This window comes from Streptomyces sp. SDT5-1, assembly GCF_052245995.1.
GTDB lineage: Bacteria > Actinomycetota > Actinomycetes > Streptomycetales > Streptomycetaceae > Streptomyces.
Window position 1 is genome coordinate 3,056,999 of sequence record NZ_CM125963.1, and the last position, 22,151, is coordinate 3,079,149.

19 protein-coding genes are annotated in these 22,151 nt (G+C 71.8%); 10 read left to right on the plus strand and 9 right to left on the minus strand.

All coding sequences use genetic code 11. The features are described from left to right. The first annotated feature begins 10 nt into the window (after positions 1-10). Together ACTWJ8_RS14330 and ACTWJ8_RS14335 are read left to right on the plus strand one after the other, a co-directional pair. Positions 11-1,171, plus strand: a complete 1,161-nt coding sequence (locus ACTWJ8_RS14330) for an aldose epimerase family protein (protein WP_443264022.1) — start codon at positions 11-13, stop codon at positions 1,169-1,171. Between the two features lie 90 nt (positions 1,172-1,261). Next, positions 1,262-2,479: a pyridoxal phosphate-dependent aminotransferase gene (locus ACTWJ8_RS14335; RefSeq protein WP_443264023.1), complete on the plus strand. Its 1,218-nt coding sequence runs from the start codon at positions 1,262-1,264 to the stop codon at positions 2,477-2,479. Between the two features lie 4 nt (positions 2,480-2,483). On the opposite strand, the gene ACTWJ8_RS14340 is transcribed toward ACTWJ8_RS14335, so the two are convergent. Next, positions 2,484-2,948 (minus strand): RrF2 family transcriptional regulator, encoded by a 465-nt coding sequence (locus ACTWJ8_RS14340; protein WP_356377319.1) that lies wholly within the window; start codon positions 2,946-2,948, stop codon positions 2,484-2,486. Between the two features lie 97 nt (positions 2,949-3,045). Between ACTWJ8_RS14340 and ACTWJ8_RS14345 the strand changes: the two genes are divergently transcribed. Then, positions 3,046-3,984 (plus strand): sulfite exporter TauE/SafE family protein, encoded by a 939-nt coding sequence (locus ACTWJ8_RS14345; protein WP_443264024.1) that lies wholly within the window; start codon positions 3,046-3,048, stop codon positions 3,982-3,984. 52 nt (positions 3,985-4,036) lie between these two features. Further along, positions 4,037-4,564 (plus strand): SUKH-4 family immunity protein, encoded by a 528-nt coding sequence (locus ACTWJ8_RS14350; protein WP_443264025.1) that lies wholly within the window; start codon positions 4,037-4,039, stop codon positions 4,562-4,564. A 90-nt stretch (positions 4,565-4,654) separates the two neighbouring features. On the opposite strand, the gene arfA is transcribed toward ACTWJ8_RS14350, so the two are convergent. From arfA to ACTWJ8_RS14390, 8 genes are all read right to left on the minus strand, one after another. After that, positions 4,655-6,160 (minus strand): arabinosylfuranosidase ArfA, encoded by a 1,506-nt coding sequence (arfA, locus tag ACTWJ8_RS14355; RefSeq protein ID WP_443264026.1) that lies wholly within the window; start codon positions 6,158-6,160, stop codon positions 4,655-4,657. A gap of 51 nt (positions 6,161-6,211) precedes the next feature. Continuing rightward, a complete protein-coding gene (locus ACTWJ8_RS14360) occupies positions 6,212-7,078 on the minus strand; it encodes a carbohydrate ABC transporter permease (RefSeq protein ID WP_443264027.1) in 867 nt (288 codons plus the stop codon). Further along, positions 7,075-8,016 (minus strand): carbohydrate ABC transporter permease, encoded by a 942-nt coding sequence (locus ACTWJ8_RS14365; protein WP_443264028.1) that lies wholly within the window; start codon positions 8,014-8,016, stop codon positions 7,075-7,077. The genes ACTWJ8_RS14360 and ACTWJ8_RS14365 overlap by 4 nt, the downstream gene beginning before the upstream one ends. Beyond that, on the minus strand, positions 8,013-9,362 hold the full coding sequence (locus ACTWJ8_RS14370; RefSeq protein WP_443264029.1) for an extracellular solute-binding protein: 1,350 nt from the start codon (positions 9,360-9,362) through the stop codon (positions 8,013-8,015). The genes ACTWJ8_RS14365 and ACTWJ8_RS14370 overlap by 4 nt, the downstream gene beginning before the upstream one ends. Before the next feature lie 167 nt (positions 9,363-9,529). Further along, on the minus strand, positions 9,530-10,375 hold the full coding sequence (locus tag ACTWJ8_RS14375; protein WP_356377302.1) for an SMP-30/gluconolactonase/LRE family protein: 846 nt from the start codon (positions 10,373-10,375) through the stop codon (positions 9,530-9,532). Further along, positions 10,372-11,145, minus strand: a complete 774-nt coding sequence (locus ACTWJ8_RS14380) for an IclR family transcriptional regulator (RefSeq protein WP_356377299.1) — start codon at positions 11,143-11,145, stop codon at positions 10,372-10,374. Before ACTWJ8_RS14380 ends, ACTWJ8_RS14375 begins: the two co-directional genes overlap by 4 nt. A 111-nt stretch (positions 11,146-11,256) precedes the next feature. Then, entirely contained in the window at positions 11,257-12,486 is a 1,230-nt protein-coding gene (locus tag ACTWJ8_RS14385; RefSeq protein ID WP_443264030.1) for a helix-turn-helix domain-containing protein, read from the minus strand. A gap of 6 nt (positions 12,487-12,492) precedes the next feature. Beyond that, positions 12,493-12,645 carry a hypothetical protein gene (locus ACTWJ8_RS14390; RefSeq protein WP_356377293.1) on the minus strand — a complete coding sequence of 51 codons (153 nt, stop codon included), beginning with the start codon at positions 12,643-12,645 and terminating at the stop codon, positions 12,493-12,495. A 194-nt stretch (positions 12,646-12,839) separates the two neighbouring features. On the opposite strand from ACTWJ8_RS14390, the gene ACTWJ8_RS14395 reads away from it, so the two are divergent. The 6 genes from ACTWJ8_RS14395 (at position 12,840) to ACTWJ8_RS14420 (ending at position 22,151) form a co-directional block, all read left to right on the plus strand. Further along, on the plus strand, positions 12,840-13,850 hold the full coding sequence (locus ACTWJ8_RS14395) for a DUF3068 domain-containing protein (protein ID WP_443264031.1): 1,011 nt from the start codon (positions 12,840-12,842) through the stop codon (positions 13,848-13,850). Between the two features lie 181 nt (positions 13,851-14,031). Then, entirely contained in the window at positions 14,032-15,183 is a 1,152-nt protein-coding gene (locus ACTWJ8_RS14400) for a glycosyltransferase family 4 protein (RefSeq protein WP_356377288.1), read from the plus strand. Beyond that, complete coding sequence (locus tag ACTWJ8_RS14405) at positions 15,180-15,944, plus strand: class I SAM-dependent methyltransferase (protein WP_443264032.1); 765 nt, start codon at positions 15,180-15,182, stop codon at positions 15,942-15,944. The genes ACTWJ8_RS14400 and ACTWJ8_RS14405 overlap by 4 nt, the downstream gene beginning before the upstream one ends. After that, a complete protein-coding gene (locus ACTWJ8_RS14410) occupies positions 15,941-20,119 on the plus strand; it encodes an alpha-(1->3)-arabinofuranosyltransferase domain-containing protein (protein ID WP_443264033.1) in 4,179 nt (1,392 codons plus the stop codon). Before ACTWJ8_RS14405 ends, ACTWJ8_RS14410 begins: the two co-directional genes overlap by 4 nt. After that, a complete protein-coding gene (locus ACTWJ8_RS14415; RefSeq protein ID WP_443264034.1) occupies positions 20,116-21,408 on the plus strand; it encodes a condensation protein in 1,293 nt (430 codons plus the stop codon). Before ACTWJ8_RS14410 ends, ACTWJ8_RS14415 begins: the two co-directional genes overlap by 4 nt. Then, positions 21,405-22,151: a class I SAM-dependent methyltransferase gene (locus tag ACTWJ8_RS14420; RefSeq protein WP_443264035.1), complete on the plus strand. Its 747-nt coding sequence runs from the start codon at positions 21,405-21,407 to the stop codon at positions 22,149-22,151. The genes ACTWJ8_RS14415 and ACTWJ8_RS14420 overlap by 4 nt, the downstream gene beginning before the upstream one ends.

The window sequence follows — 22,151 nt, forward strand, 5'->3', positions numbered from 1 at the left end:
GCCGCACACCATGGAACTGAGCAGACGTACGGTCATCGCCTCGGCGGCGGCCGCGGGAGTCGCCGCCACCGCACTCGGCGGCACGGCGCACGCATCGGCCACCGCCTCCGGAAGCAGGAAGCCCGTGAAGGAACCCTTCGGCAAGCTCGCCGACGGCAGCAAGGTCTACCGCTGGTCGCTGTCGAACGGCGGCACCCGCATGAAGGTCCTCAACTACGGCGGCATCGTCCAGTCGCTCGAACTCCCGGACCGGCACGGCCGGTACGTGAACGTGTCCCTCGGCTACGACACCATCGAGGAGTACGTCGCGGGCACCACGTTCTTCGGCGCCACCATCGGCCGCTACGGCAACCGCATCGCCAAGGGGAAGTTCACCCTCGACGGCAAGGCCTACCAGGTCTCCGTCAACGACGGGGAGAACTCGCTGCACGGCGGCGCCAAGGGCTTCGACAAGCGGATCTGGGACATCGAGCCGTTCACCGCAGGATCCGACGTCGGCCTGCGCATGCACTACACGTCCGTCGACGGCGAGATGGGCTACCCCGGCACACTGAGGACGACGGTCACGTACACGCTGACGGCGCGCGGCGACTGGCGGATCGACTACGAGGCCACCACCGACAAGCCGACCGTCGTGAACCTCACCAACCACACGTACTACAACCTCGCGGGCGAGGGCAGCGGCACGATCTACGACCACGAGCTGACGCTGGCCGCGTCCCGCTACACGCCCACCGACGCAGGCCTCATCCCGACCGGTGAGCTGGCGAAGGTCGCGGGCACCCCGTTCGACTTCCGCTCGGCGAAGCCCATCGGGCGGGACATCCGGGCGGGGCACCCGCAGCAGATCCTCGCCAAGGGCTTCGACCACAACTGGGTCATGGACAAGGGCATCACCGCGAAGCCGGTCCTCGTGGCGACGCTGCGCGACCCGGCGTCGGGCCGCAGCCTGAAGATCGCCACGGACCAGCCGGGCCTCCAGTTCTACTCCGGCAACTTCCTCGACGGCACGCTCGTCGGCCAGTCCGGGCGCACGTACCGGCAGGGCGACGGCCTCGCCCTGGAGACCCAGCACTTCCCGGACTCGCCGAACCAGCCGTCGTTCCCCTCGACGGTGCTGCGGCCCGGGGAGACGTACCGGACGACGACGGTCCACTCCTTCGGCACCTGAGCACTCCGGACACCTTGAGCACCACGAGGTGAACGGCGCCCCGCCCGTATCCGTATGACACGCCACCACGGATACGGGCGGAGGCATGTGATGAGCGGAAGCGTGGTCTCGCTGTTCCAAGGGGCGACGGCCCACTCCCCCTCCTACGGCCAGCTGACGCGGGCCGGGGCGGGCGGCACCGGCGGCGAGGTCGTCGACTTCTGCATCCCGTGCAACCCCTACTTCCCCACCCCGGCGATGCTGGACGCGCTGCGGGGCCGGCTGCACGAGATCCTGACGTACTACCCGAGCGGCGCCGAGCACATCACCGCCGAGCTGTGCCAGGTCCTCGGCCTCACCCCGGGGACCGTGGCGATGGGCAACGGGTCCACCGAACTCATCACGTGGATCGACCACCTGCTCGTACGGGAGTCCCTCGCCGTGCCGGTGCCGACGTTCGGGCGGTGGACGGACCAGCCGATGGAGACGGGCAAGCGGGTCGACATGTTCCCGCTGCCCGAACGGGACGGGTTCGCGCTCGACCCGGCCGCGTACGCCGAGTTCATCCACGCGCGCGGCTCGCGGGTCGCCGTCGTCTGCAACCCGAACAACCCCGACGGCGGGCTGCTCGGGCGGCGGGCCCTGCTCTCCCTCGTCGACGAGCTGCGGCACCTCGATCTCATCGTGATCGACGAGTCGTTCCTCGACTTCGCCGACGCCGAGGGCGGGCAGGACCCCAGCCTCGTACAGGAGGCGGTCCTGCGGCCGAACGTGATCGTGCTGCGCAGCCTCGGCAAGAACTTCGGCCTGCACGGGGTCCGCTTCGGCTACCTCGTCGCGAACCCGGGCCTCGCGGGCCGGGTGCGGTCGGCGCTGCCGAAGTGGAACCTCAACGCCTTCGCCGAGACGGTCGTCTTCATGCTGCGCGAGCACCGCCGCGAGTACGCCGACAGCCTCCGCCAGGTGTGCCGCGACCGGCAGGACATGCGCTGGCACCTGGCCCGCCTGCGCCCGCTCACCGTGTACCCCTCGCAGGGCAACTTCCTGTACGTGCGGCTGCCCGACGGGGTCGACGGTGTGACGGTGCGCGACCGGCTGCTCACCGAGCACGGCGTCCTGGTCCGCGAGTGCGGAAACAAGATCGGCTCGTCCAGCAGCTTCCTGCGCCTCGTGGTGCGGCCCCAACCGGACGTCCTGCGCCTGGTGGCCGGTCTGGAGTCGCTCATGGGGAGCGGGGAGGGAGTCGCCGTGCCCGAGCCGGACGGAGGGACCACCTACAGCTCGGGCACGGCGGCGGTGGACCGGCTGGTCCGGTCCACCGGGGCGTGAGCCGTCAGGGGTTGCGCCAGGCGGCCGGGTCCTCGGCCAGCTCCCGTACGGGCTCCGGCAGCCGGTCGTGCGCGAGGTCGGCGAGGGTGACGCCCTCCAGGATCTTGCGGACGTTGGCCCGCAGCGCCACCCAGAGCGGGAGCAGGGGTTCGGCGGGGCCCGTGTAGCTGAGCGCGTTCGGCCGCTCGCCGCGCACCGAGACGATGGGCCCCTCGACGGCGCGCACGACGTCCGCGACGGTGATCTCGGCGGCAGGCCTGGCGAGCAGGTACCCGCCATTTCCGCCGCGCTTGCTCACGACGATGCAGCCGCGGCGCAGGTCGCTGAGGATCCCCTCCAGGAACTTGTGCGGGATCTCCTGGGCCGCGGCGACGGCCTCGGCCTTGATCGGGGCGCCGTCCCCCTCGGAGTGGACGGCGAGTTCCAGGCAGGCACGTACGGCGTAGTCGGCGCGGGCGGAGATCCTCATGGCGCCCATTGTGGTGGACAGCCGTGGATCTTCCAGCATCTGGGACAGAGAAGCCATCCCTACCATTCCCATAGGGATGGTGCGTACAGTCGCCCCCATGGACTTCTCCTGGGCGATAGTCGTGGCCGGTGCCCTCGTCGGTCTCGCCGTGGGCCTGACCGGCATGGGCGGCGGCGCGCTGATGACGCCGATCATGGTGATGCTGTTCGGCGTCAACCCGACGGCGGCCATCGGCAGCGACCTGGCGACGTCCGTCTTCATGAAGCCGTTCGGGGCGGCGGTGCACCAGAAGGCGGGCACCGTGCGCTGGGACATCGTGCGCTGGCTGCTGCCGACGGCGATGCCCGCGGCGGTCCTCGGCGCGCTCACCCTCCAGCTCCTCGGCGACGGCGACCAGCTCCAGGAGCGCGTGAAGTACGTCATCGGCGGCGCGCTCGTCCTGGCGGTCATCGGGATGCTGGCCCGGATGTGGCTGGACGCGCGGCGCGGCACGGGGGCGGACGAGGCCGAGGACGCGCGGGTGGCGGTCCGCCCCGTGGCCACCCTGCTGATCGGCCTGATCGGCGGCTTCATCGTCGGCATGACGTCCGTCGGCTCCGGCTCGCTGATCATCGTGATGCTGATGCTGGCGCACCCGCGCCTGAAGGCGAACCACCTGGTCGGCACGGACCTCGTGCAGGCCATCCCGGTGGTCGCCGCGGCGGCCCTCGGTCACGCCCTCTTCGGCGACATCGCCTTCGGCATGGCCGGCGCGCTGCTGATCGGCGCGATCCCCGGCGTGGTGACCGGCGCCCTCCTCTCGACCCGCATCTCGGGCCCGTCCCTCCGCTGGGCCCTGATCACCCTCCTCGCCGGCTCCGGCCTCGCCATGTGGGGCATCACCGGCACCCCCCTGATCCTCATCTGCGCCGCCTTCGCCGCCCTCGGCGTGACGGCGACGGCCCGCGGCCGCCGCCGCTCCCTGATCGTGACCGGCTCCCCGACCCCGGCCTCCACCTCCGAGGAGCCCGTGCGGGAGGCTGGGTCCCGGGTATAGCCGACGACGCCCTGTCGGCGGCAAGACACCCGTTCACCCCAGGAAACAGGAAATGGCGAACCACGAAGACCTGACCTCCCTGTTCGGGGCCGACGGAGTGGTCACGCTCGGCAAGGCCGATGCTCTCGACAACGGGATTTCGGAGGAGGACGCCGAAACCCTCGCGGTCACCGGCCTTCCCGCATTCCTCGATGTGATCTTCACCCTTCGCCCGGACGGCGATCCGGCATCGTTCAGCATCCTCCCCGTCGAAGTCGGCGGCGAGAGCGTCGAGATCTTCTGTCTGGGTGGCCCGACCGACAGCCCTCGAATGAGCTACTGCCTCGATCTGGATCAGGGCCTGGTGATCCTGCTCTCCCAGGGGGACCGACCTGGTGCAGAGGTTGTCAACAGCACCCTCGATCTGTTCATCGAGTTCCTGTACCGGTTCGCCCTGCGCCTGGTCCACGTGAAGTCCGCCGAGCCGGACCAGAAAGCGAAGTACACCCAGGAATTGGTCGAGTACCTGAAGAGCCGCGATCCCCGAGCCTTCGCGGATCCGGAGAGCTGGTGGAGCATGGTCTACGACCAGCTGGCCTAGGCCACGGACGCTCGAGGGCCATGGTTGTCGCCGACCGACTCGGCCGGTGACGACCATGGCCCTCTTTGTTCGGCTCCGTACGGCGAAAGGTCAGGCCAGGCGGATCACGTTCCAGGAGAGGGGTTCGAGGGTCGACTTCAGGGTGGTGTTGTCGAGGGTGGTGCCCGTGGTTTCGTGCGGGGTCACCCGCTCCTGGTCCGTGAGGGTGTTGCGGGCGTCGGGGTCGGGGTCGGAGAGGGTGCTGTGCTCGACCACCCGGGTCAGGTTCAGGCCGTTCAGGGCGACCTCCAGGGGGAGGGGGTCCGTCTGGCTGCGGTTGACCGCGAAGACGGTGACCGTGCCGTCGTCGGCGCGGACGGCCGTCGCGTGCAGGAGGTCGGCGGTGCCGTGGCGCTTCGTGTCGTACGTGGGGCCCGAGACGCGGACGTCGAGGACCTCGCCGCGGCCGTACGCCGACGCCGCCGCGAAGGGGTAGAACGTCGTCTGCCGCCACGCCGGGCCGCCCGGCTCGGTCATGATCGGGGCGATGACGTTGACCAGCTGGGCGAGGCACGCGACCGTGACGCGGTCCGCGTGCCGGAGCAGGGCGATGAGCAGCGAGCCGAAGACGACCGCGTCCGTCACCGAGTAGACGTCCTCCAGGAGGCGCGGGGCCTCCGGCCAGTCGATGGCCGCGACCTCCGCCTGGGAACGCGACATGTACCAGACGTTCCACTCGTCGAACGAGAGGTTGATCCTCTTCGACGACTTGAGGCGCGCGCCGACGTGGTCGCAGGTCGCGACGACGTTCTCGATGAACGACTCCATGTCCACCGCGGAGGCGAGGAAGGAGTCCCGGTCGCCGTCGTGCTCCTCGTAGTAGGCGTGCAGCGAGATGTGGTCGACGAGGTCGTACGTCTCGGCGAGCACCTTCGCCTCCCACTCCGCGAACGTCGGCATCGACTGCCCTGAGCTGCCGCACGCGACCAGTTCGACATCCGGGTCGATCTGGCGCATCGCGCGCGCCGTCTCCGCGGCGAGCCTGCCGTACTCCTCCGCCGTCTTGTGCCCGGTCTGCCAGGGCCCGTCCATCTCGTTGCCCAGGCACCACAGGCGGATGCCGAACGGGTCCTTGTCGCCGTGCTCGATCCGCAGGTCGGACAGGGCGGTGCCGGAGGGATGGTTCGCGTACTCCTGGAGCTCCATCGCCTCGGCGACGCCGCGCGTGCCGAGGTTCACGGCCATCATCGGCTCGGCCTGCGGGCCGATCTTGCGCAGGAAGGCGATGTACTCGGAGAGGCCGAAGCGGTTCGACTCCGTGGTGCGCCAGGCCAGGTCGAGGCGGGCGGGGCGGTCCTCGACGGGGCCGACCGAGTCCTCCCACTTGTATCCGGAGACGAAGTTGCCGCCCGGATAGCGGATGGCCGTCACACCCAACTCCCGTACGAGTTCCAGGACATCGGTCCGCAGTCCCGACTCGTCCGCGTGCTCGTGGCCCGGCTCGTAGATGCCGGTGTAGACGCAGCGGCCGAGGTGTTCCACGAACGAGCCGAAGAGGCGGGGGTTGACCGTGCCGACGGTGAAGGCGGGGTCGAGGGTGAAGCGTGCGGTGCGCAATGGATGCCTTTCCTTGGCGGGCTGTACGGGTACGGGTGCGGGGTACGGGTTCTACTGGCCGGCCAGGCCGGTGTGGGCGACGCCGGTCACGATCTGGCGTTGGGAGAAGACGAAGACCACGATCAGCGGGAGGCCCGCCATCAGGCCGCCGGCCATCAGCTGCGCCCACTGGATGCCGTAGGAGTTCATGACCGTCGCGATGCCGTTCGGCATCGTCATCAGGTCGGGGTTGTTGGTCACCATGTACGGCCAGAGGAAGTTGTTCCACGAGCTGATGAAGGTGAAGATGCCGACCGCGGCGAGGGACGGCCTGGACAGCGGGAGGACGACCGTGAAGAAGACGCGCCAGCGGCCCGCCCCGTCGATGAACGCCGCCTCCTCCAGCTCCCGCGGAATCCCCTGGAAGAACTTGTAGAGGATGTAGACCATGGCCGCCGGAGCGCACTGCGGCAGGATCATGCCCCAGTACGTGTCGACCATCCCCATCTGCTGCACCGTGGTGAACAGCGGAACCCCGAGCACGGCCGGCGAGATCATGAGCCCCGCCATCACCACGCCCATGAGGACGGCCTTGCCCTTGAACTCCGTGCGCGCGAACCCGTACCCGGCGAGCGCCGCGACGAACAGCACGACGGCCGTGACGCACACGGACACCACCACGGAGTTCACGAACCAGTTGGTGATGTTCCCGGTCTCCCACAGCGCGTGCCACGCCTGCCCCGTCCACTCCTTCGGGAACCAGTGCGGCGGCACCTCGACCGCCTCGGTCTCCGACTTGAGGGAGGTGAGCAGCGCCCAGGCGAGCGGCGCGAGGAAGACCGCCGATACGGCCACGCCGAGCAGCGTGAGCACGATCTGGCTCGGGGTCCACGGCCTGCGCCGCCCTGCCCCACGTACCCGTACAACGGCGCCGCTCATCGCGCGCCCTCCTCACGGTTGCGCAGCAGCCACATCCGCGCGAGGGCGACGGCCGCGATGATCACGAAGAAGATGATGGAGATCGCGGAGGCGTAGCCCACGCGGTAGGCGGTGAAGCCTTCTTCGAGGGTGAACTGGACGAAGGTGCGGGTGCTGTCCTCGGGGCCGGGGCCGAAGTCCATCATCACGACCGCCTGGTCGAAGACCTGGAGCGAGGCGAGGATCTGCAGGGCGACGACGAGCCCGGTGATGTTGCGGAGCATCGGCAGCGTGATGTGGACCATCCGGTGCCAGGCGTTGGCGCCGTCGAGCTTGGCGGCTTCGTAGAGGTGTGCGGGAATGCCCTGGAGGGCGGCGAGGTACAGCAGGAAGCTGAAGCCGGTCGTCCACCAGAGCGTGCAGATGACGACGGCGAGCAGCGCGTAGGACTTGTCGGACAGCCAGGGCGTGTCGATGCCGAAGACGTGATTGACCATGCCCGTACCGGGGTTGAACAGCCACTGCCACAGGTTGGCTGCGACCGTCGACGGCAGCAGGAACGGCAGGAAGAAGCAGAGCCGCCACAGCCACTTCCCGCGCTCGATGTGGTGCGCGAGCATCGCGAGGAGGAAGGCCATGACGGTGATGCAGGGCACGACGAGCAGCGTGAAGTACGCGCTGTGGCCGAGCGAGTCCCACATCATCGAGTCCTGCAGGGCCTCGCGGTAGTTGTCGAGGCCGATGAAGCTCGCGCCCTCACCGGAGATGTTGGCGTCGGTGAAGGAGAGGTACAGGCCGCGCACGAGCGGCCAGATCACGAACAGCGTGAACAGGAGGAGGAACGGGGCGACGAACCAGCCCCCGTGCTGGAAGCCCTGCTTGCGGCGGACCGTGGTGGTGCCGGCGACGGCTCGCGCGGGCGCCGCGGCGATGACGGTCTCGGCACTGGTCGTCGTCATGCGACCGCACCCCCTTGCGCGGCAGTCCTGCCGTCCATCGGATTCTTGGATGCGAGGAGCGTGGCGAGCGCGCCCTTGATGCGGCGGGCCGCGGCGTCGGGTCTGCTGGATCCGGCTGTCGAGGACATCACGATCGGGCCGGTGCGCTGGGCGAGCAGCCCGGTGGATCCCGCGAACCACACCTTGGGCTCGGTGGCCTGGTGGCTCATGGCGGACACGTACTCGTTCTGCGGTGTCATCCGCTGGTACGCGGCCGATTTCAGGGTCGGCGTGTAGGCGGGGATGTGGCCGCCGAGCGCCCACTTCCGGGCGTGCTTGACGACGTACGCGGCGAGCCGGTGCGCGGCCTCGTTGGCTGCGCCGGTGCGCTCGGCCTGGTGGGGCAGGACGAAGGAGTGCGATTCGGCGTGGGTGGCCTGCTTGCCGAAGACGGGCGGCAGCGGGGTCGCCCCGTACTTCAGTTTCGCGCCGTCGAAGACGGGCACCGACCAGTTGCCCTCCCAGGTGAACGGGGCGCCGTTGATGAACTGTTCGGCGTCGGCCGCGCCCGATATGGAGTAGCCGTCGGTGACGTGCCTGCGCAGGAACTCGAGGACCTGCGCGGCCTTGTCGGTGTCGAAGGTGACCTCGGTGTCGGCCGCGTCGAACCAGGTGCCGCCGAGCTGGGTGTAGAAGGCGACGAACATCCACCACTGGATGTTGAGGTCGTTGACGTGCAGGCCGAGGGTCTGGAGGCCCTTCTTCTGCGCCTTCTTGGCCGTCTTGAGGACGTCGAACCACTCGTCCGTCGACGTCACCGGCACCATCCGGCCGTCGGCGTCGAGCAGGCCGGCCTTCTTCAGCACGTCGTGCCGGTAGAAGCAGAGCTGTACGTGGATGTCGAGCGGCAGGGCGTAGAGCTTGCCGTCGACGACCGCGCGCTTCCACAGCTCGGGGTTGAAGTCGGCCTCCTTGACGCCGTACTTGGCAAGGAGGCCGATGTCCCAGGGGTCGAGGAGGCGGCCGGGCGAGAAGCCGGTGACGCGGCCGAGGTGCATCACGGCGAGGTCGGGGGCCCGGTTGCCGGAGGCGGCCATGGCGAGCTTCGTGTAGTACGGATTGCCCCACTGGAGCGTGGAGTCCTTCACGTCGATGTCCGGATGCTCCTTACGGAAGGCGTCCAGCATCGCGATCATGTTGTACCCGTCGCCGCCGCTGAAGAGGTTCCAGTAGCGCACGCGGGTGTCCGCCCCCGAGGCGAGCGCGTCGGCGCCCGTTCCCACGGCCGCGAATCCCAAGCTTCCCGCGACCGTCAACCCGCCGATACCGGCGAGGACTTGTCTGCGGTTCAGGCCAGGTCGTCCCACAACCGGCCCCTCCCTTGTCCGAAATTTCGAATGGCGCTCGTAACTTCGAACGGGACCGTAAAGTTGAAGCGCTTGCGCGTCAATGGGTCACGCACAAAAAAGCGTGGGGCGTACGACGCGAACGCCGTACGCCCCACGCGGGGACAACCGGTCCTGCCTGCGAACTCTCAGCCCCCGAAGGCCGGTTGAGCCACCCCCTGCCCGACCCCCGGCACCACCAGGAGCGATCCGGCGAGCGGCTCCGGGGCATCGAGCCCGACCCGCGCCGTCGACACGTACAGGTCCCTGAGATCCGGGCCGCCGAAGGCGCAGGCGGTCGGCCGACTCACCGGCAGCGGAAGGACCCGGTCGAGCTTCCCCTCGGGCGTGTAGCGGCGGACGGCGGCGCCGTCCCACAGGGCCACCCACACGCAGCCGTCGGCGTCGACGGTGAGGCCGTCGGGCGAGCCCGCGCCGTCCTCGATCCGCGCCAACTCCCGCCTGTTGCCGACCCGTTCACCGTCCACGTCGAAGACGTCGACGCGGCCCGTCGGGGTGTCGACGTAGTACATGCGCGTCCCGTCCGGGCTCCATCCGGTGCCGTTCGAGATCGTCACGTCGTCCAGGACCTCGGCCACCGTCCCGTCGGGCGCGACGCGGATCAGATTGCCGCCGCCGGGCGTCTCGTCGTACGGCATGGAGCCCGCCCAGAGCGCGCCGTCGGGGGCCACCGCCGCGTCGTTGCCGCGCCGGCCGGGGACGGGCTCGCGGTGCAGCCACGCGAAGGCGCCGTCGGGGCCGTAACAGGCCACGCCGTCGCGGAGGTTGACGACGAGGCCGCCTCCGGCGCGCGGTTTCGCGGCGCCCACGTGCTGCTCCGTGGTCATGACGGTGCGGCGACCGCTGCCGGGCTCGTAGGTGTGCACGCGGCAGCCGAGGATGTCCACCCAGATCAGCCGGCCCGCGGCCGGGTCCCAGGTCGGCCCCTCGCCCAGCTCGGCGCTCTCCCGTACGGCGACGTCGATCACGCTCACGCCGCCCCCCGGTGGCCGAGGCGCTCGGAGAGGTCGGCGGCGCCCTTCGCGGCGAGCTGCGCCAGCTCCTCCTCGCGCGCGTCGCTCCAGCGGATCATCGGTACGGAGATGGAGAGCGCGGCGACGACCCGGTTGGTGCGGTCGCGCACGGGCGCGGCGACACACGACACGTCGGTGTTCGACTCGCGGCTCTCCACGGCGATGCCGCGCTCGCGCACCTCGTCCAGGTGGGTACGGAGGGCCGCCGGGTCGGTGATCGAGTTCTCCGTCATGGCGACGAGGTCCGCGTCGTCCGGGATCCGCGCGGTCAGCTCGGCCTCAGGCAGCGACGCGAGCAGCATCTTGCCGACGGACGTGCAGTGCGCGGGCAGCCGGCGGCCGGCCGCGGAGACCATGCGCACGGCGTGCGTGGAGTCGACCTTGGCGATGTAGATGACGTCGGTGCCCTCGAGGATCGCCACGTGGACGGTCTCGTCGCAGGTCTCCGCGACGTCGCGGGCCACGTGCTGCCCCTCGGCGGCGAGGTCGAGCTGCTCGGCGTACCGGCTGCCGAGCTGGTAGGGCCGGACGCCGAGGCGGTAGCGGCCCGGCTGGCCGGGGACCTGCACGATGTACTGGCGGGCGGCGAGCGTGGTGACCAGCTCATGGACCGTGGTCCGCGGAAGCTGTAGCTTGCGCACGATGTCGGGCGCGGACAGGGTGCCGTCCCCGTCCAGGAACAGCTCCAATATGTCCAGAGCGCGGGTCACGGCTGGTACGAGACGTCCCACAACCGACCCCTCCCTATGTTCGATATTTCAACAGACGGTCGGTATCGCGAACATAGGCTAAGCACAGGGGCATTGACCGGGCAATGGGTCTACGTATGGCCTGTACACGGTTCACACAGGCCCGAGTTCTCCCCGAAGACGCCGGGCGCGCAGCACCAGTTCCAGTTCGAAGCGGCGGTCCGGATCGTCCACCTCGTCGCCCCACAGCTCGCGGATCTGCCGCAGCCGGTAGCGGACGGTCTGCGGGTGGACGCCGAGCCGGGCCGCGACCTCGGGTGCGCCGCCGCGGGTCTCCAGCCAGGCGAGCAGCGTCTCGGCGAGCCGTCTGGCGTGCGTGGGCCCGCAGCGGGTGAGCGGTTCGAGGGCGCGCCGCGCCAGATCGTCGACCAGCTCCTCGGGCTGGAGCAGCACGAGGGCCTGGGTGTGCTGGGTGCAGTGCACCACCTCCGCGTCGGGGAGCAGTCCGCGCTCCATGAGGGTGACCGCGGCCTCCGCCCAGCGCAGCGACTTCGCCGCGTCGGCGGGCGCGACGGGCGGCCCGATCGCCCCCGACCAGCCGGTCAGGGCGCGGCGCAGCAGATCGGCGCGGCCCGCCGCGTCGGGCTCGGACAGCACGAGGCGGGGCCGCTCGGGCTCCATGTCGAGGAGCACGTCGGGCCCGACGGCGGGGGCGACGGCGTCCCGCGCGGGGCGCAGCAGCACGCCGACGGCGACGTGCTCGGGCACCTGCCAGCCGACGCGGGCCGCCCGTTCGGTGAGCGCCTGCACGGGGTCGCGGGGCGCGGACTGCCGGCCCTCGAGCAGCAGGTCCATCAGCTTGCGCTGCTGCCGGAGCCGCTCCCCCGCCTGCCGCGCGGCGGCCTCCGCGTAGCCGCGGACCGACTGGTCGACGAGGCCGTCGAGGTACTCGTAACCGGCCTCCGCGAGCTCGTACATGGCAGGGGGCGGGATGCGCAGGCGCTGGCCGATGTCGGCGAGGCGGCGCCAGGCCATCTTCACGCCGAGCCGGTACATCGCCTGGAGCGAGTCGAGGCTGCGGCCGTGCAGGGACTGGCCGCGGCCGAACTCCTGGAAGAGGGCGGGCGCCTGGCCCTCGGGGACGCCGTCCGCGGCGCCGTCGGCGAATCCGCGCACGAAGTCCTCGACGGCGCGCCGGATGCCGACGAGGGCCACGGCCTCGCCGGTCTCGTCGAGCACGACGGGGAGCTGGGGGAATTCGCGGTGGATCTCGTCGAGGATGTCCCGGGCGAGCCGGGGCGCCTCTTCGAGGGCGAGCGCCACGAACTGCTTGGCCTGGAGCCGCGGCACGTCGCACCACGCGGAGCGGGCGGAGGTCGGCACGGTTCCTCAGCGCCCTTGGCCGGGCGTCTCGTAGGTCACCAGGGGCGTGTTGGGCTGGTCCGGCGTCGCGTTGATCAGCGCGAGCACGCCGAAGGCGGCCGCGAGGGCGAGCGCGGCTCCCGTGGCCGCGGACAGCGCGGCGGCGAGCAGTCGGTTCATCGCAGGGTCAGCCTCTCGTCGGTCGTCGCGAGGTCGTTCCCCACCCGTGCGATGCGACGCGCTCGGCGTGCGCGTCCCAAGCAGCCAGTCTCCGCAGGACATTGACACTTCGTCAAGAGCCCCTCTACGGTTCCCGGCTCATAACCGGCCGACCGCGAACCGACCGCGGGTGCCCTTCCTCCCAGGAGTGCCGGATGCGCCGTACCGCCTCACCTTTCTCGCTGGTCATCACAGGTCTCGGCACTTTTCTGCTCGTACTGGCGGGGATGCTCGCCTGGTACGTGGAGCCGCGTGCCGAGCGCACCAGCATCGACGTCGACGTGACGACCGTGTTCACCGGAACCGGCAGCTACTTCGACACCGCGAAGATCAGGACCGTGCGCGACCGCAAGATCGTCATCACCCGGCAGGCCCGCGGGGACGTGGCCGAGAGCGAACGCAGCGGCAACGCGGTGTGGGACGTCGCGACGTCCGTCGACACCGCGAAGACCCTGCCGGCGTCCGACCCGCACGACGCGCTCCAGTGGACGCTCGAACGCTGGGTCGTCGACCGCAGGACGAACGCTCCCGTGCACTGCTGCGGCGAGCAGCCCGCCTTCAGCGGCGAGGCGTACCTGAAGTTCCCGTTCCACGTCCAGAAGCGCACCTACACCTGGTGGGACAACACGCTCGGCGCGACCGTCCCGCTCCGCTTCGACGGCGTCACCAAGGTGCAGGGCTACGAGGGCTACCGGTTCACCGGCACCGTCGCCCCCGCGCGCACCGGCTCCCGGCTCGTGCCCGGCCGGATCGTCGGGCAGCCCGACAAGAGTCAGGTGCTCGCCGAGGAGTGGTACGCGAACCACCGCGTCGAGCTGGTCGTCGACCAGGTCACGGGCCGGGTCCTGCACGCCGCCATCGGGCCGCGCAAGACGCTGCGCGCGCCCGGCGAGCGCAAGGACGCGGCGGTGCTCCTGGACAGCCGGAGGATCGCGTTCACCCCGGCCACGCAGCGCGCCCAGGTGGCGCTCGCCCGCGACGACAACGACCGGCTCACCCTGCTCGGCACCACGCTGCCACTGGTGACGGGTGGTCTGGGTGTGCTGCTCGTGGCGGCGGGGATCGTGCTCGTCGTCCGGGGCAGGGGTGGAAGGTCTGAGCCGGAAGGGTCACAGCGTCCGGATCCCGATACGTCCCCGACGACCCTGGAAACGTCCACGATGTGACGGTACGTCAGTCCATGACGGCCCGAAACTTGTCACGCGGGTGAGTAGCCGCATCGAACAGCGGGGCGAAAACTGTCCCTCCCCACCCCGTGCACAGGCCCCGCACAGCCTCGGCACCGTACCTCCCAGTACACCCAGGTACGCCTGAACGTCGGCGTACGCCCGACGAGTTGGAGCACCCATGCCCCAGCACGTGCCCCTGCCGCTGCGTGCCGCGCCGCCCTCCGGCGCGCGGCACCCCCGGCACGACCCCCCACACCCCCGCCGCATCGTGTTCCTCGCCCACCGCGACCTCGGCAACCCGGCGGCCGGCGGCTCCGAGCTGCTGGTCGACCGGCTCGCCGACGGGCTGACCCGCAAGGGCCACCAGGTGACGCTGCTGTGCGGCGGACCCGCGGCCTTCCGGGACTACCGCGTCGTCTCGGCGGGCGGCGAACGCGCCCACTACCTGCGGGCCCGCTCCGCCTTCGCCCGCCAGGTCGGCGACTGCGACCTGCTGGTCGAGGTCTGCAACGGTATGCCGTACCTGGCCCCGCTCTGGCACCGCGGCCCCACGCTCTGCCTGGTCAACCACGTCCACACGGACCTGTGGCGGATGCGCCTGCGCGGACCGCTCGCGCCCGCGGCGCTGCTCGGCCGAAGACTCGAACAGTGGGCGCTCTCGGGCGCCCAGCGCCGCAATCTGCTCGTGGCCGTCTCGCCGTCGACGGCGCACGCGCTGAGCGAGATCGGCGTGGACCGGGACCGGATCCGCCTCGTCCCGAACGGGGTTGAGGAGCCGGGCCCCTGCCCCGACCGCTCCCCCGACCCGCTGTTCCTGGCGATGGGCAGGCTCGTCGAGTACAAGCGGATCGACCTGCTCCTGCGCCTGTGGGAACGGGTCCGTCCGGTGACGGGCGGCCGGCTCGTGATCGTCGGCGAGGGCCCCGAGGGCCCGGCCCTGCGCCGGCTCGCGGGCGAGGGCGTCGAGTTCACCGGCCACGTCTCCGAGTCCGAGAAGCACCGGCTGCTCTGCGAGGCCTGGCTGCTCCTGCATCCCTCGGCCGTCGAGGGCTGGGGCCTGGTGATCACCGAGGCTGCGGCCCGCGGCACGCCCGCGGTCGGCTTCGACGTGCCGGGCGTGCGCGACTCCGTCGAGGACGGCGTCACCGGGCTCCTCGCGTCCGGCGAATCGGCGTTCGCGGCGGCCTGGTGCACGCTCGCGCTGTCCGGCGACCGCCGCGAACTGATGGGCAAGGCGGCCCGGGAGCGCGCGTCGTCCTACCGCTGGGCCCACACGGTCCGCCAGTTCTCCGCCGTGGCGGCCGAGGCTGCCCGGGACGGCGCGCCGTGACCGCCACCGGGGCCGCCGGGCAGCGGCGCACCACCCGCTTCCGGGATCCGTCGCCCGCCCGGTCCCTCGCCCTCTTCCGGGCGTTCCTGCATGAGCAGAGCGACCCCGAGCACTGCTACGCGCTGCTCGCCAGGGACGCCGTCGACCAGGTGGAGGCGTACGGGAAGGTGGCGGGGAAGCTCGTCGTGGACGTGGGCGGCGGCAGCGGCCACTTCACCCGCGAGTTCCGGGCGCGCGGCGCGCGGGCGCTGCTCTTCGAGCCGGACACCGGGGAGCTGGGCCCCGACCCGCCGCCGACCGCCGTGCTCGCGGACGGCTATCTGCTGCCGCTGCCGGACGCGTCGGCGGACGTCACGTTCTCCTCGAACGTCCTGGAGCACGTCGCGGACCGCGACACATTCGTGAGCGAGCTGGTCCGGGTCACGCGGCCGGGCGGCCTGATCTACGTCGCGTTCACCAACTGGCTGTCCCCGTGGGGCGGTCACGAGTGGGCGCCCTGGCACTACCTGGGCGCCGGCCGCGCCCGGGCCCGCTACCTGCGGCGCACCGGCCGCGCGCCCAAGCACACCCTGGGCGAGAACCTGTTCGCCCACCACATCGGCCCCACCCTGCGCCATGTGCGCGCCCGCGACGACGTGACGGTCCTCGCGGCGCGCTCCCGCTACTGGCCGTTCCTCACGGAGGCCGTCGTGCGGGTCCCCGGCGTGCGCGAGTTCGCCACCTGGAACCTCCTCCTCATCCTCAGGCGGTGTCCCCCATGACGACCATGGTCCAGGCCCCACCCGCCACGGCGACGCACCCGGAACCCGAGCCGGGACCGCGTTCGCGCCGCTGGCTGCTGTCGTTCTGGGCCGTGCTGTTCGTCGCGTTCTGCGCGGTGCAACCGGGGCGCGCCACGTTCGAGACGAAGCTCGGCGTCTCGCAGGACCCCTGGAAGTTCCTCGGCGACCTCGGGGAGCTGTGGCACGACAGAGCCGGCTTCGGCGGGATCGCCGACCAGTACATCGGCTACGCGTTCCCGATGCTGCCGTACTACGCCGTCACCGACCTGCTGCACCTCCCGGTGTGGCTGGCCGAGCGGCTGTGGATGTCGATCGTCGTGACGGTCGCGTTCTGGGGCGCGCTGCGGCTCGCCGAGCGGCTGCGGATCGGCACCCCGGCGAGCCGGCTGCTCGGCGCGGTGGCGTACGCGCTGTGGCCGACGTTCACGATCGTCGTGGGCTCGACGTCGGCGGCGGCGCTGCCCGGCGCCTTCCTGCCGTGGGTGCTGCTCCCGCTCACCAACCCGCGTACGTCGGCGCGGATCTCGGCGGTGCGGTCGGCGCTCCTGATCCCGTTCATGGGCGGCGTGAACGCGTCGTCGACGCTGGCGTCGCTGCTGCCCGTGGGCCTGTACCTGCTGTCCCGGCCGCCGTCCGCCCGCATGCGCCGCCAGATCGCGTGGTGGATCCCGTCGGTGATCCTCGCGACGGCCTGGTGGACGATCCCGCTCGTCCTGCTCGGCATCCACGGCGAGAACTTCCTGCCGTACGTGGAGAGTGCGCGGACCACGACGGAGACGATGTCCGCGACGGAGACGCTGCGCGGCGCCGGGAACTGGGTGGCGTATCTGCACCTCGGCGACGCCTGGCTGCCCGCGGGCTGGTCCGTCGCGACCTCGGCGGTCGTCATCGTCTGTTCGGCGCTCGCCGCCGCGCTCGGCCTCGCGGGCCTGGCGCGCCGCGACGTCCCGGAGCGCCGCTGGCTGCTGCTCACGGTGATGACGGCCGCGCTCGTCACCCTCGCCGGATACGGCGGCGCGCTCGGCGCCCCGTTCCACGACACGGTGCGCTCCTGGCTCGACGGCGGCCTCGCCCCGTTCCGCAACGTCTACAAGTTCCAGACCGGCCTCGCGCTCGCCCTGGCGCTCGGGATCGCGCACCTGGTCGCCGTGGCCGCCGACCCGCGCGGCGCCCGCCCGCTGCGCGCCCGCCGGCATTCGGCGCTGATCGCGGCGGTCCTGATCGTGCCGGGCCTCGCCTGGCCGTACCTCAACGGCTCGATCCTGCAACCGGGTTCGTTCCAGCAGCTCCCCACCTACTGGGACACGACCGCGAAGTGGCTGAAGAAGTACTCGCCCGACTCCCGCGCCCTCGTCGTGCCCGCGACCGCCCACGGCATCTACACCTGGGGCTCCCCCATCGACCAGCCGCTCGACGTGCTCGCCGACTCCCGCTGGGCGCAGCGCGACTTCGTCCCGTTCGGCACGCCCGGCAACCGCCGCGCCATGGACGCCGTCGAGCAGGCACTCATGACCGGCACCCAAGTACCGGGCCTCTCGGACTACTTGAGCCGTGCGGGCCTGTACTACGTCGTCGTGCGCAACGACCTCGACCCCGACCAGTTCGGCGCGGTCCCCACGGCCACGGTCAAGCGGACCCTCACCGAGTCCGGGTATCACCGGGTGACCGGGTTCGGCCCGATGGTCACGGGCGGCCGCATCGCGGAGAGGACGCCGATCCAGGTCGAGGGCCTGTACCCGCGCAGCCGCTCCGTCGAGATCTACGCGCCGAAGGCCGCCGCCCACCGCCCCGGCCAGGCGGGTCTCCTCCCGGTCGGCAACACGGCGCAGGTCGGCGGCGGCCCCGAGGCCCTGCTCCGGCTCTCCGCCGACCCGGCCTTCCGCAACCGCCCGGCCGTCCTGACCGGCGACAACCACCCGGGCATCGGCGAGCCCGCGCTGCGCGTCGCCGCCGACGGGCTGCGCCGCGCCGACACCCGCTTCGGCCTGGTCAACACCAATACCTCGTACCCGTACACGCCGAAGGAGCGCAACAGCCCGGACGCCTCGGAGAACGCGGGCGAGGAACCGAAGCAGATCCTCCCCTCCGACGGCATCGCGCATCAGACGACGGCCGACATCCTCGGCGCCCGCTCGGTCACCGCGTCCTCCAGCGGCAACTGGATGCTGCACCTCCCCCAGTTCGACCCCGTGAACGCCTTCGACAAGGACCCCGACACCGCGTGGACGGAGGGCGCCGCCGACTCGTCGAAGGGCGAGTGGGTGCGCATCGACTTCTCCCGGCCCACCCGGATCCCCGCCACGATCCGGGTGACACCGCTGCCGCAGGACCACGTGCGGGCCGCCCCCACCCGCGTACGGATCGAGACGGACAAGGGCTCGACGACGTCCGCCGTCCAACCGACCGGCACACCGCAGCGCGTCAAGTCCCCCGCCGGAGAGGCGAAGTGGCTGCGCGTGACAATCCTCGACACCCAGGGCGACAGCCCCTCCTTCACCGGCGCCGGATTCACCTCCATCGACATCCCCGGCGTGAAGGCGACCCGCGCCCTGCGCCTTCCCGCCGACTCCGAGCAGGCCCAGCAGTACTCCTTCCACCGCGCGACCGGCGACGGCGCCCTCACGCTCACCGACACCGAGCGCGCCCTGAACCGCGTCTTCACGACCACCGGCTCCTCGACGTACGGATTCGAGGCGAAGGCCGTCGCGACACCGGGGCCCGCCCTCGACAAGCTGCTCTACGCCGTCGCCCCCGACCAGCGCCGCGAGATCACGGCCACCGCCGACTCCACGGCCGCGCTCGGCCTGAACACGACGCCCCGCAACCTCACCGACGGCGACCTGACGACCGCGTGGATCGCGGGCGACGACCCCACGATCCACCTGCGCTGGCCCGACAAGCAGCCGGTGTCCAGCATCGTGCTGCCCGGCGCGGGCGGCCTCTCCACCCGGCCCGAGCAGATCGAGATCAGCAGCCCGGACGGCGCGGCGGTGGCCGGCGTCGACGTCAACGGCGGGGCCCGCTTCGACCCCATCACCACGGACCGCCTCGACGTCACGATCACGAAGACGGCGCCGCTCAAGCTCCACAACCCGGTCGCCGACAAGGACCTGCAACTCCCGGTGGGCCTCACCGAGGCATACATCCCCGGACTCGACATGTACCGCGTCGAACAGCCCACGCCCGAGCGGAAGTTCCGTCTTCCTTGCGGCAAGGGCCCGACCGTCACCATCGACGGCACCCGCCACCGCACCTCCGTGTCCGGCACCCTGCGCGCCCTCACGGACCGCCGACCGGTCACCGTCAGGCTGTGCGGCGACGGACTGAGCCTGCCCGCGGGACCGCACACCCTGAAGACCCCGGCCACCGGCCCGCTCTCCCTCACGGACGTCACCCTCACGGACACGACGGCCACGACCGCCGCGCAGCCCACCAACCGCGGCCTGACGGTCCGCGACTGGCTCGGCGACCGCCGCGAGGTGCACGTCGACGCGGGCGAGGCGACGTACCTGACCATGTACGAGAACGCCAACGACGGCTGGGAGGCCACCCTCGACGGCAAGAAGCTGACCTCGCTGCGGCTCGACGGCTGGCAGCAGGCGTGGCTGGTCCCCGGCGGCGCGAGCGGCACGGTCGAGCTCTCCTACGCCCCCGCCCGCGCGTACGAGGTGGGCCTCTTCGCCTCCGGCGCGGCGCTCCTCGTCCTGGGCGCGCTGTGCCTGTGGCGCCGCAAGGAACCGGCGCCGGAGCCACCGGCCGCCCCGCCGGCCCCCTCCTGGCTCCTCGGCACGGTCGCCCTCACCGCGATCGCCGTCGTGATCGCGGGCCCCTGGGCGGCCCTGGTCCCGGCCCTCGCCCTCCTCTCCTGGAAACGCCACACCCTCCTGGTCCCGCTGGCCTTCACGACGATGGCGGCGGCGGGCATCGTCGCGGCGACGAACGCGGGCGAACCGATCAGGGACGGCTCGGGCGCGTACAGCACGGCGGCCCAACTCCTGGCACTGATCGCCGTGTTCGCGGCGCTGGTGAGCACCGATTCAGCCCCGCCGGCGTCTGAGGCGCGGAGCCCGGAGCGGAGCCCCGAGTCCACACCCACCGAGGGCGAGGCCCCACCACCCCCGCAGCGCCCCACCACCCCGGGGAGCCCCGCATGACGACGCTCGACCGTCCCGCCCGCGGCGATCAGCCCACCCGCATCCCGTTCCCGACCGTCGACGAGGTCTCCCGCCACTGCCTCCAGGACCGGGAACCGGAGACCGTCCACATCGAGATCCACCTCACCGGCCACCTCGACCCCACCCGCCTCACGGACGCCTTCACCCGTGCCCTGGAGACCCACCCCCGCATCCTCGTGCGCGAGGCCCCCCGCCACTGGTACAGCACCCGCTACGAGTGGCAACTGACCGGAACCCCTGACGTCCCACCCGTCTCCTTCCCCGCCCCCACCCCGAACGCCCTGCACGAGGCCCGCACCCGCTCCCTCGCCACGGCCCCACCCCTGACCGCCTCCCCACCCGTCCGCCTGGAGGCCGTCGACGATCCCCGCACGGGCACCACCGTGCTGTTCGCCACCATCAACCACACAGCCCTCGACGGCCCCGCCTGCCTCCGCGTCATCGCCACGGCCGCGCGGCTCTACGGGGGCCGCGACAACGCCCCACCATCCACCGCGCCCGCCCCCGCGAGCCCCCGCCCGCCCCAGACCGCGCCGTCCCCCTGGTCCCGCCCGGCCCGCGTCTCCCCCGGCACCCCCGACCCACGCCCCGGCAACGGCCTCCTGGTCACCGAGCTGTCCGTGCCGCACCGCCCGAAGGGCGCCCCGTACACCGTCAACGACCAGCTGATGGTGGCGACGGCCCGGACGATCGCCGACTGGAACGAGGAGCACGGGGCCCACCACCCGCACCGCCCGCTGCGCGTCACCATGCCGGTGGACGACCGCCCGCGCGACACGACGATGCCGATCGGCAACGGCACCCGCCTGGTCGAAGTGGCCCTCGCGCCGGACGAGTTGAACAAGCCGACCGGCGAGCTGCTGCGCCTGACGGCCACCCGCACCACCGCCCTCAAATCGCAGCCCCGCCCCCAGCTCGGCCACGGCGCCGCCCTGCTGACCAGCCCGTACGCCCCGGTCGCCTGGCGCGCCGCCGCCACCCGCGCCCTGCGCACGGCGGCGGCCCCGTGGACGTCGACGACCCTGCTCAGCAACATCGGCCGGATCCCGTACCCGCTGGACTTCGGCGACGGGGGCCGCGCGCACGCCGTGTGGTTCTCCGCCCCGGCCCGCATGCCGCGCGGCCTCACGTTCACGACGGCGTCCACCGCGGGCCGGCTCCATCTGGCCCTGCGCTGGTCGCGCACCCTGCTCGGCCCCGGCGACGGGGCCCGCCTGCGCGACCTGTTCGAGCAGCACCTCCACGCGACGCAGGAGGAGGCACCATGACCACCCACCCCGAACTCGACGCCCTGCCGCGGGACTTGCGGGACTTCTACGAGAACCCGGCCGTCCCGGTCGCCTCCGGCAGCCCCCGCACCCGCCGCCAGGCCCGCATCCTCGCCGCCGCGCTGACCGGCACCCGCCGGGCCACCGTCCTGGACATCGGCTGCGGCGACGGCACCGCGGCGGCCACCACCGCCCGCCTCCTGCCGGGCGCCGAAGGACCCCGGCTGATCGGCGTCGACTGGTCGCAGGACGCCCTGCGCCGCGCGGCCCGCCGCGTCCCGCACGTCGTACGCGGTGAACTCACCGGGCACGGGCTGCCGTTCGCCGACGCGTCCGCCGACGCCGTGCTGCTCTCCGAGGTGATCGAGCATCTCGTCGACCCCGACGCGGCGCTCGACGAGATCCGCCGCGTGCTGCGGCCCGGCGGCCATCTGATGCTGTCCACGCCGAACCTGGCCGCCTGGTACAACCGCGGCCTGCTGCTCGCCGGGGTGCAGCCGGTCTTCTCGGAGGTGAGCCTGCGTGCGATCCACGGCAGGCCGGGCAGCGAGGTCGTGGGCCATCTGCGCCTCTACACGCCGCGCGCCCTGCGGGAGTTCGTCGCCGCTTCGGGCTTCGAGGTCGTACGCCTGGCGGGGGCCCCGTTCCACGGGGTGCCGCGTCCGCTGCGGCCCCTGGACCGGCTCGCCTGCGCGGCGCCGTCGCTCGCCTCGATCCTCCTCCTGCACGCGCGAAGGACGTGA

Coding starts and splice junctions, on each gene's coding strand:
- ACTWJ8_RS14415 (WP_443264034.1), top strand. CDS start 20,116: ATGACGACGCTCGACCGTCCCGCCCGCGGCGATCAGCCCACCCGCATC.
- ACTWJ8_RS14350 (WP_443264025.1), top strand. CDS start 4,037: ATGGCGAACCACGAAGACCTGACCTCCCTGTTCGGGGCCGACGGAGTG.
- ACTWJ8_RS14335 (WP_443264023.1), top strand. CDS start 1,262: ATGAGCGGAAGCGTGGTCTCGCTGTTCCAAGGGGCGACGGCCCACTCC.
- ACTWJ8_RS14400 (WP_356377288.1), top strand. CDS start 14,032: ATGCCCCAGCACGTGCCCCTGCCGCTGCGTGCCGCGCCGCCCTCCGGC.
- ACTWJ8_RS14390 (WP_356377293.1), bottom strand. CDS start 12,645: ATGAACCGACTGCTCGCCGCCGCGCTGTCCGCGGCCACGGGAGCCGCG.
- ACTWJ8_RS14340 (WP_356377319.1), bottom strand. CDS start 2,948: ATGAGGATCTCCGCCCGCGCCGACTACGCCGTACGTGCCTGCCTGGAA.
- ACTWJ8_RS14345 (WP_443264024.1), top strand. CDS start 3,046: ATGGACTTCTCCTGGGCGATAGTCGTGGCCGGTGCCCTCGTCGGTCTC.
- ACTWJ8_RS14395 (WP_443264031.1), top strand. CDS start 12,840: ATGCGCCGTACCGCCTCACCTTTCTCGCTGGTCATCACAGGTCTCGGC.
- ACTWJ8_RS14420 (WP_443264035.1), top strand. CDS start 21,405: ATGACCACCCACCCCGAACTCGACGCCCTGCCGCGGGACTTGCGGGAC.
- ACTWJ8_RS14330 (WP_443264022.1), top strand. CDS start 11: ATGGAACTGAGCAGACGTACGGTCATCGCCTCGGCGGCGGCCGCGGGA.
- ACTWJ8_RS14360 (WP_443264027.1), bottom strand. CDS start 7,078: ATGAGCGGCGCCGTTGTACGGGTACGTGGGGCAGGGCGGCGCAGGCCG.
- ACTWJ8_RS14410 (WP_443264033.1), top strand. CDS start 15,941: ATGACGACCATGGTCCAGGCCCCACCCGCCACGGCGACGCACCCGGAA.
- ACTWJ8_RS14365 (WP_443264028.1), bottom strand. CDS start 8,016: ATGACGACGACCAGTGCCGAGACCGTCATCGCCGCGGCGCCCGCGCGA.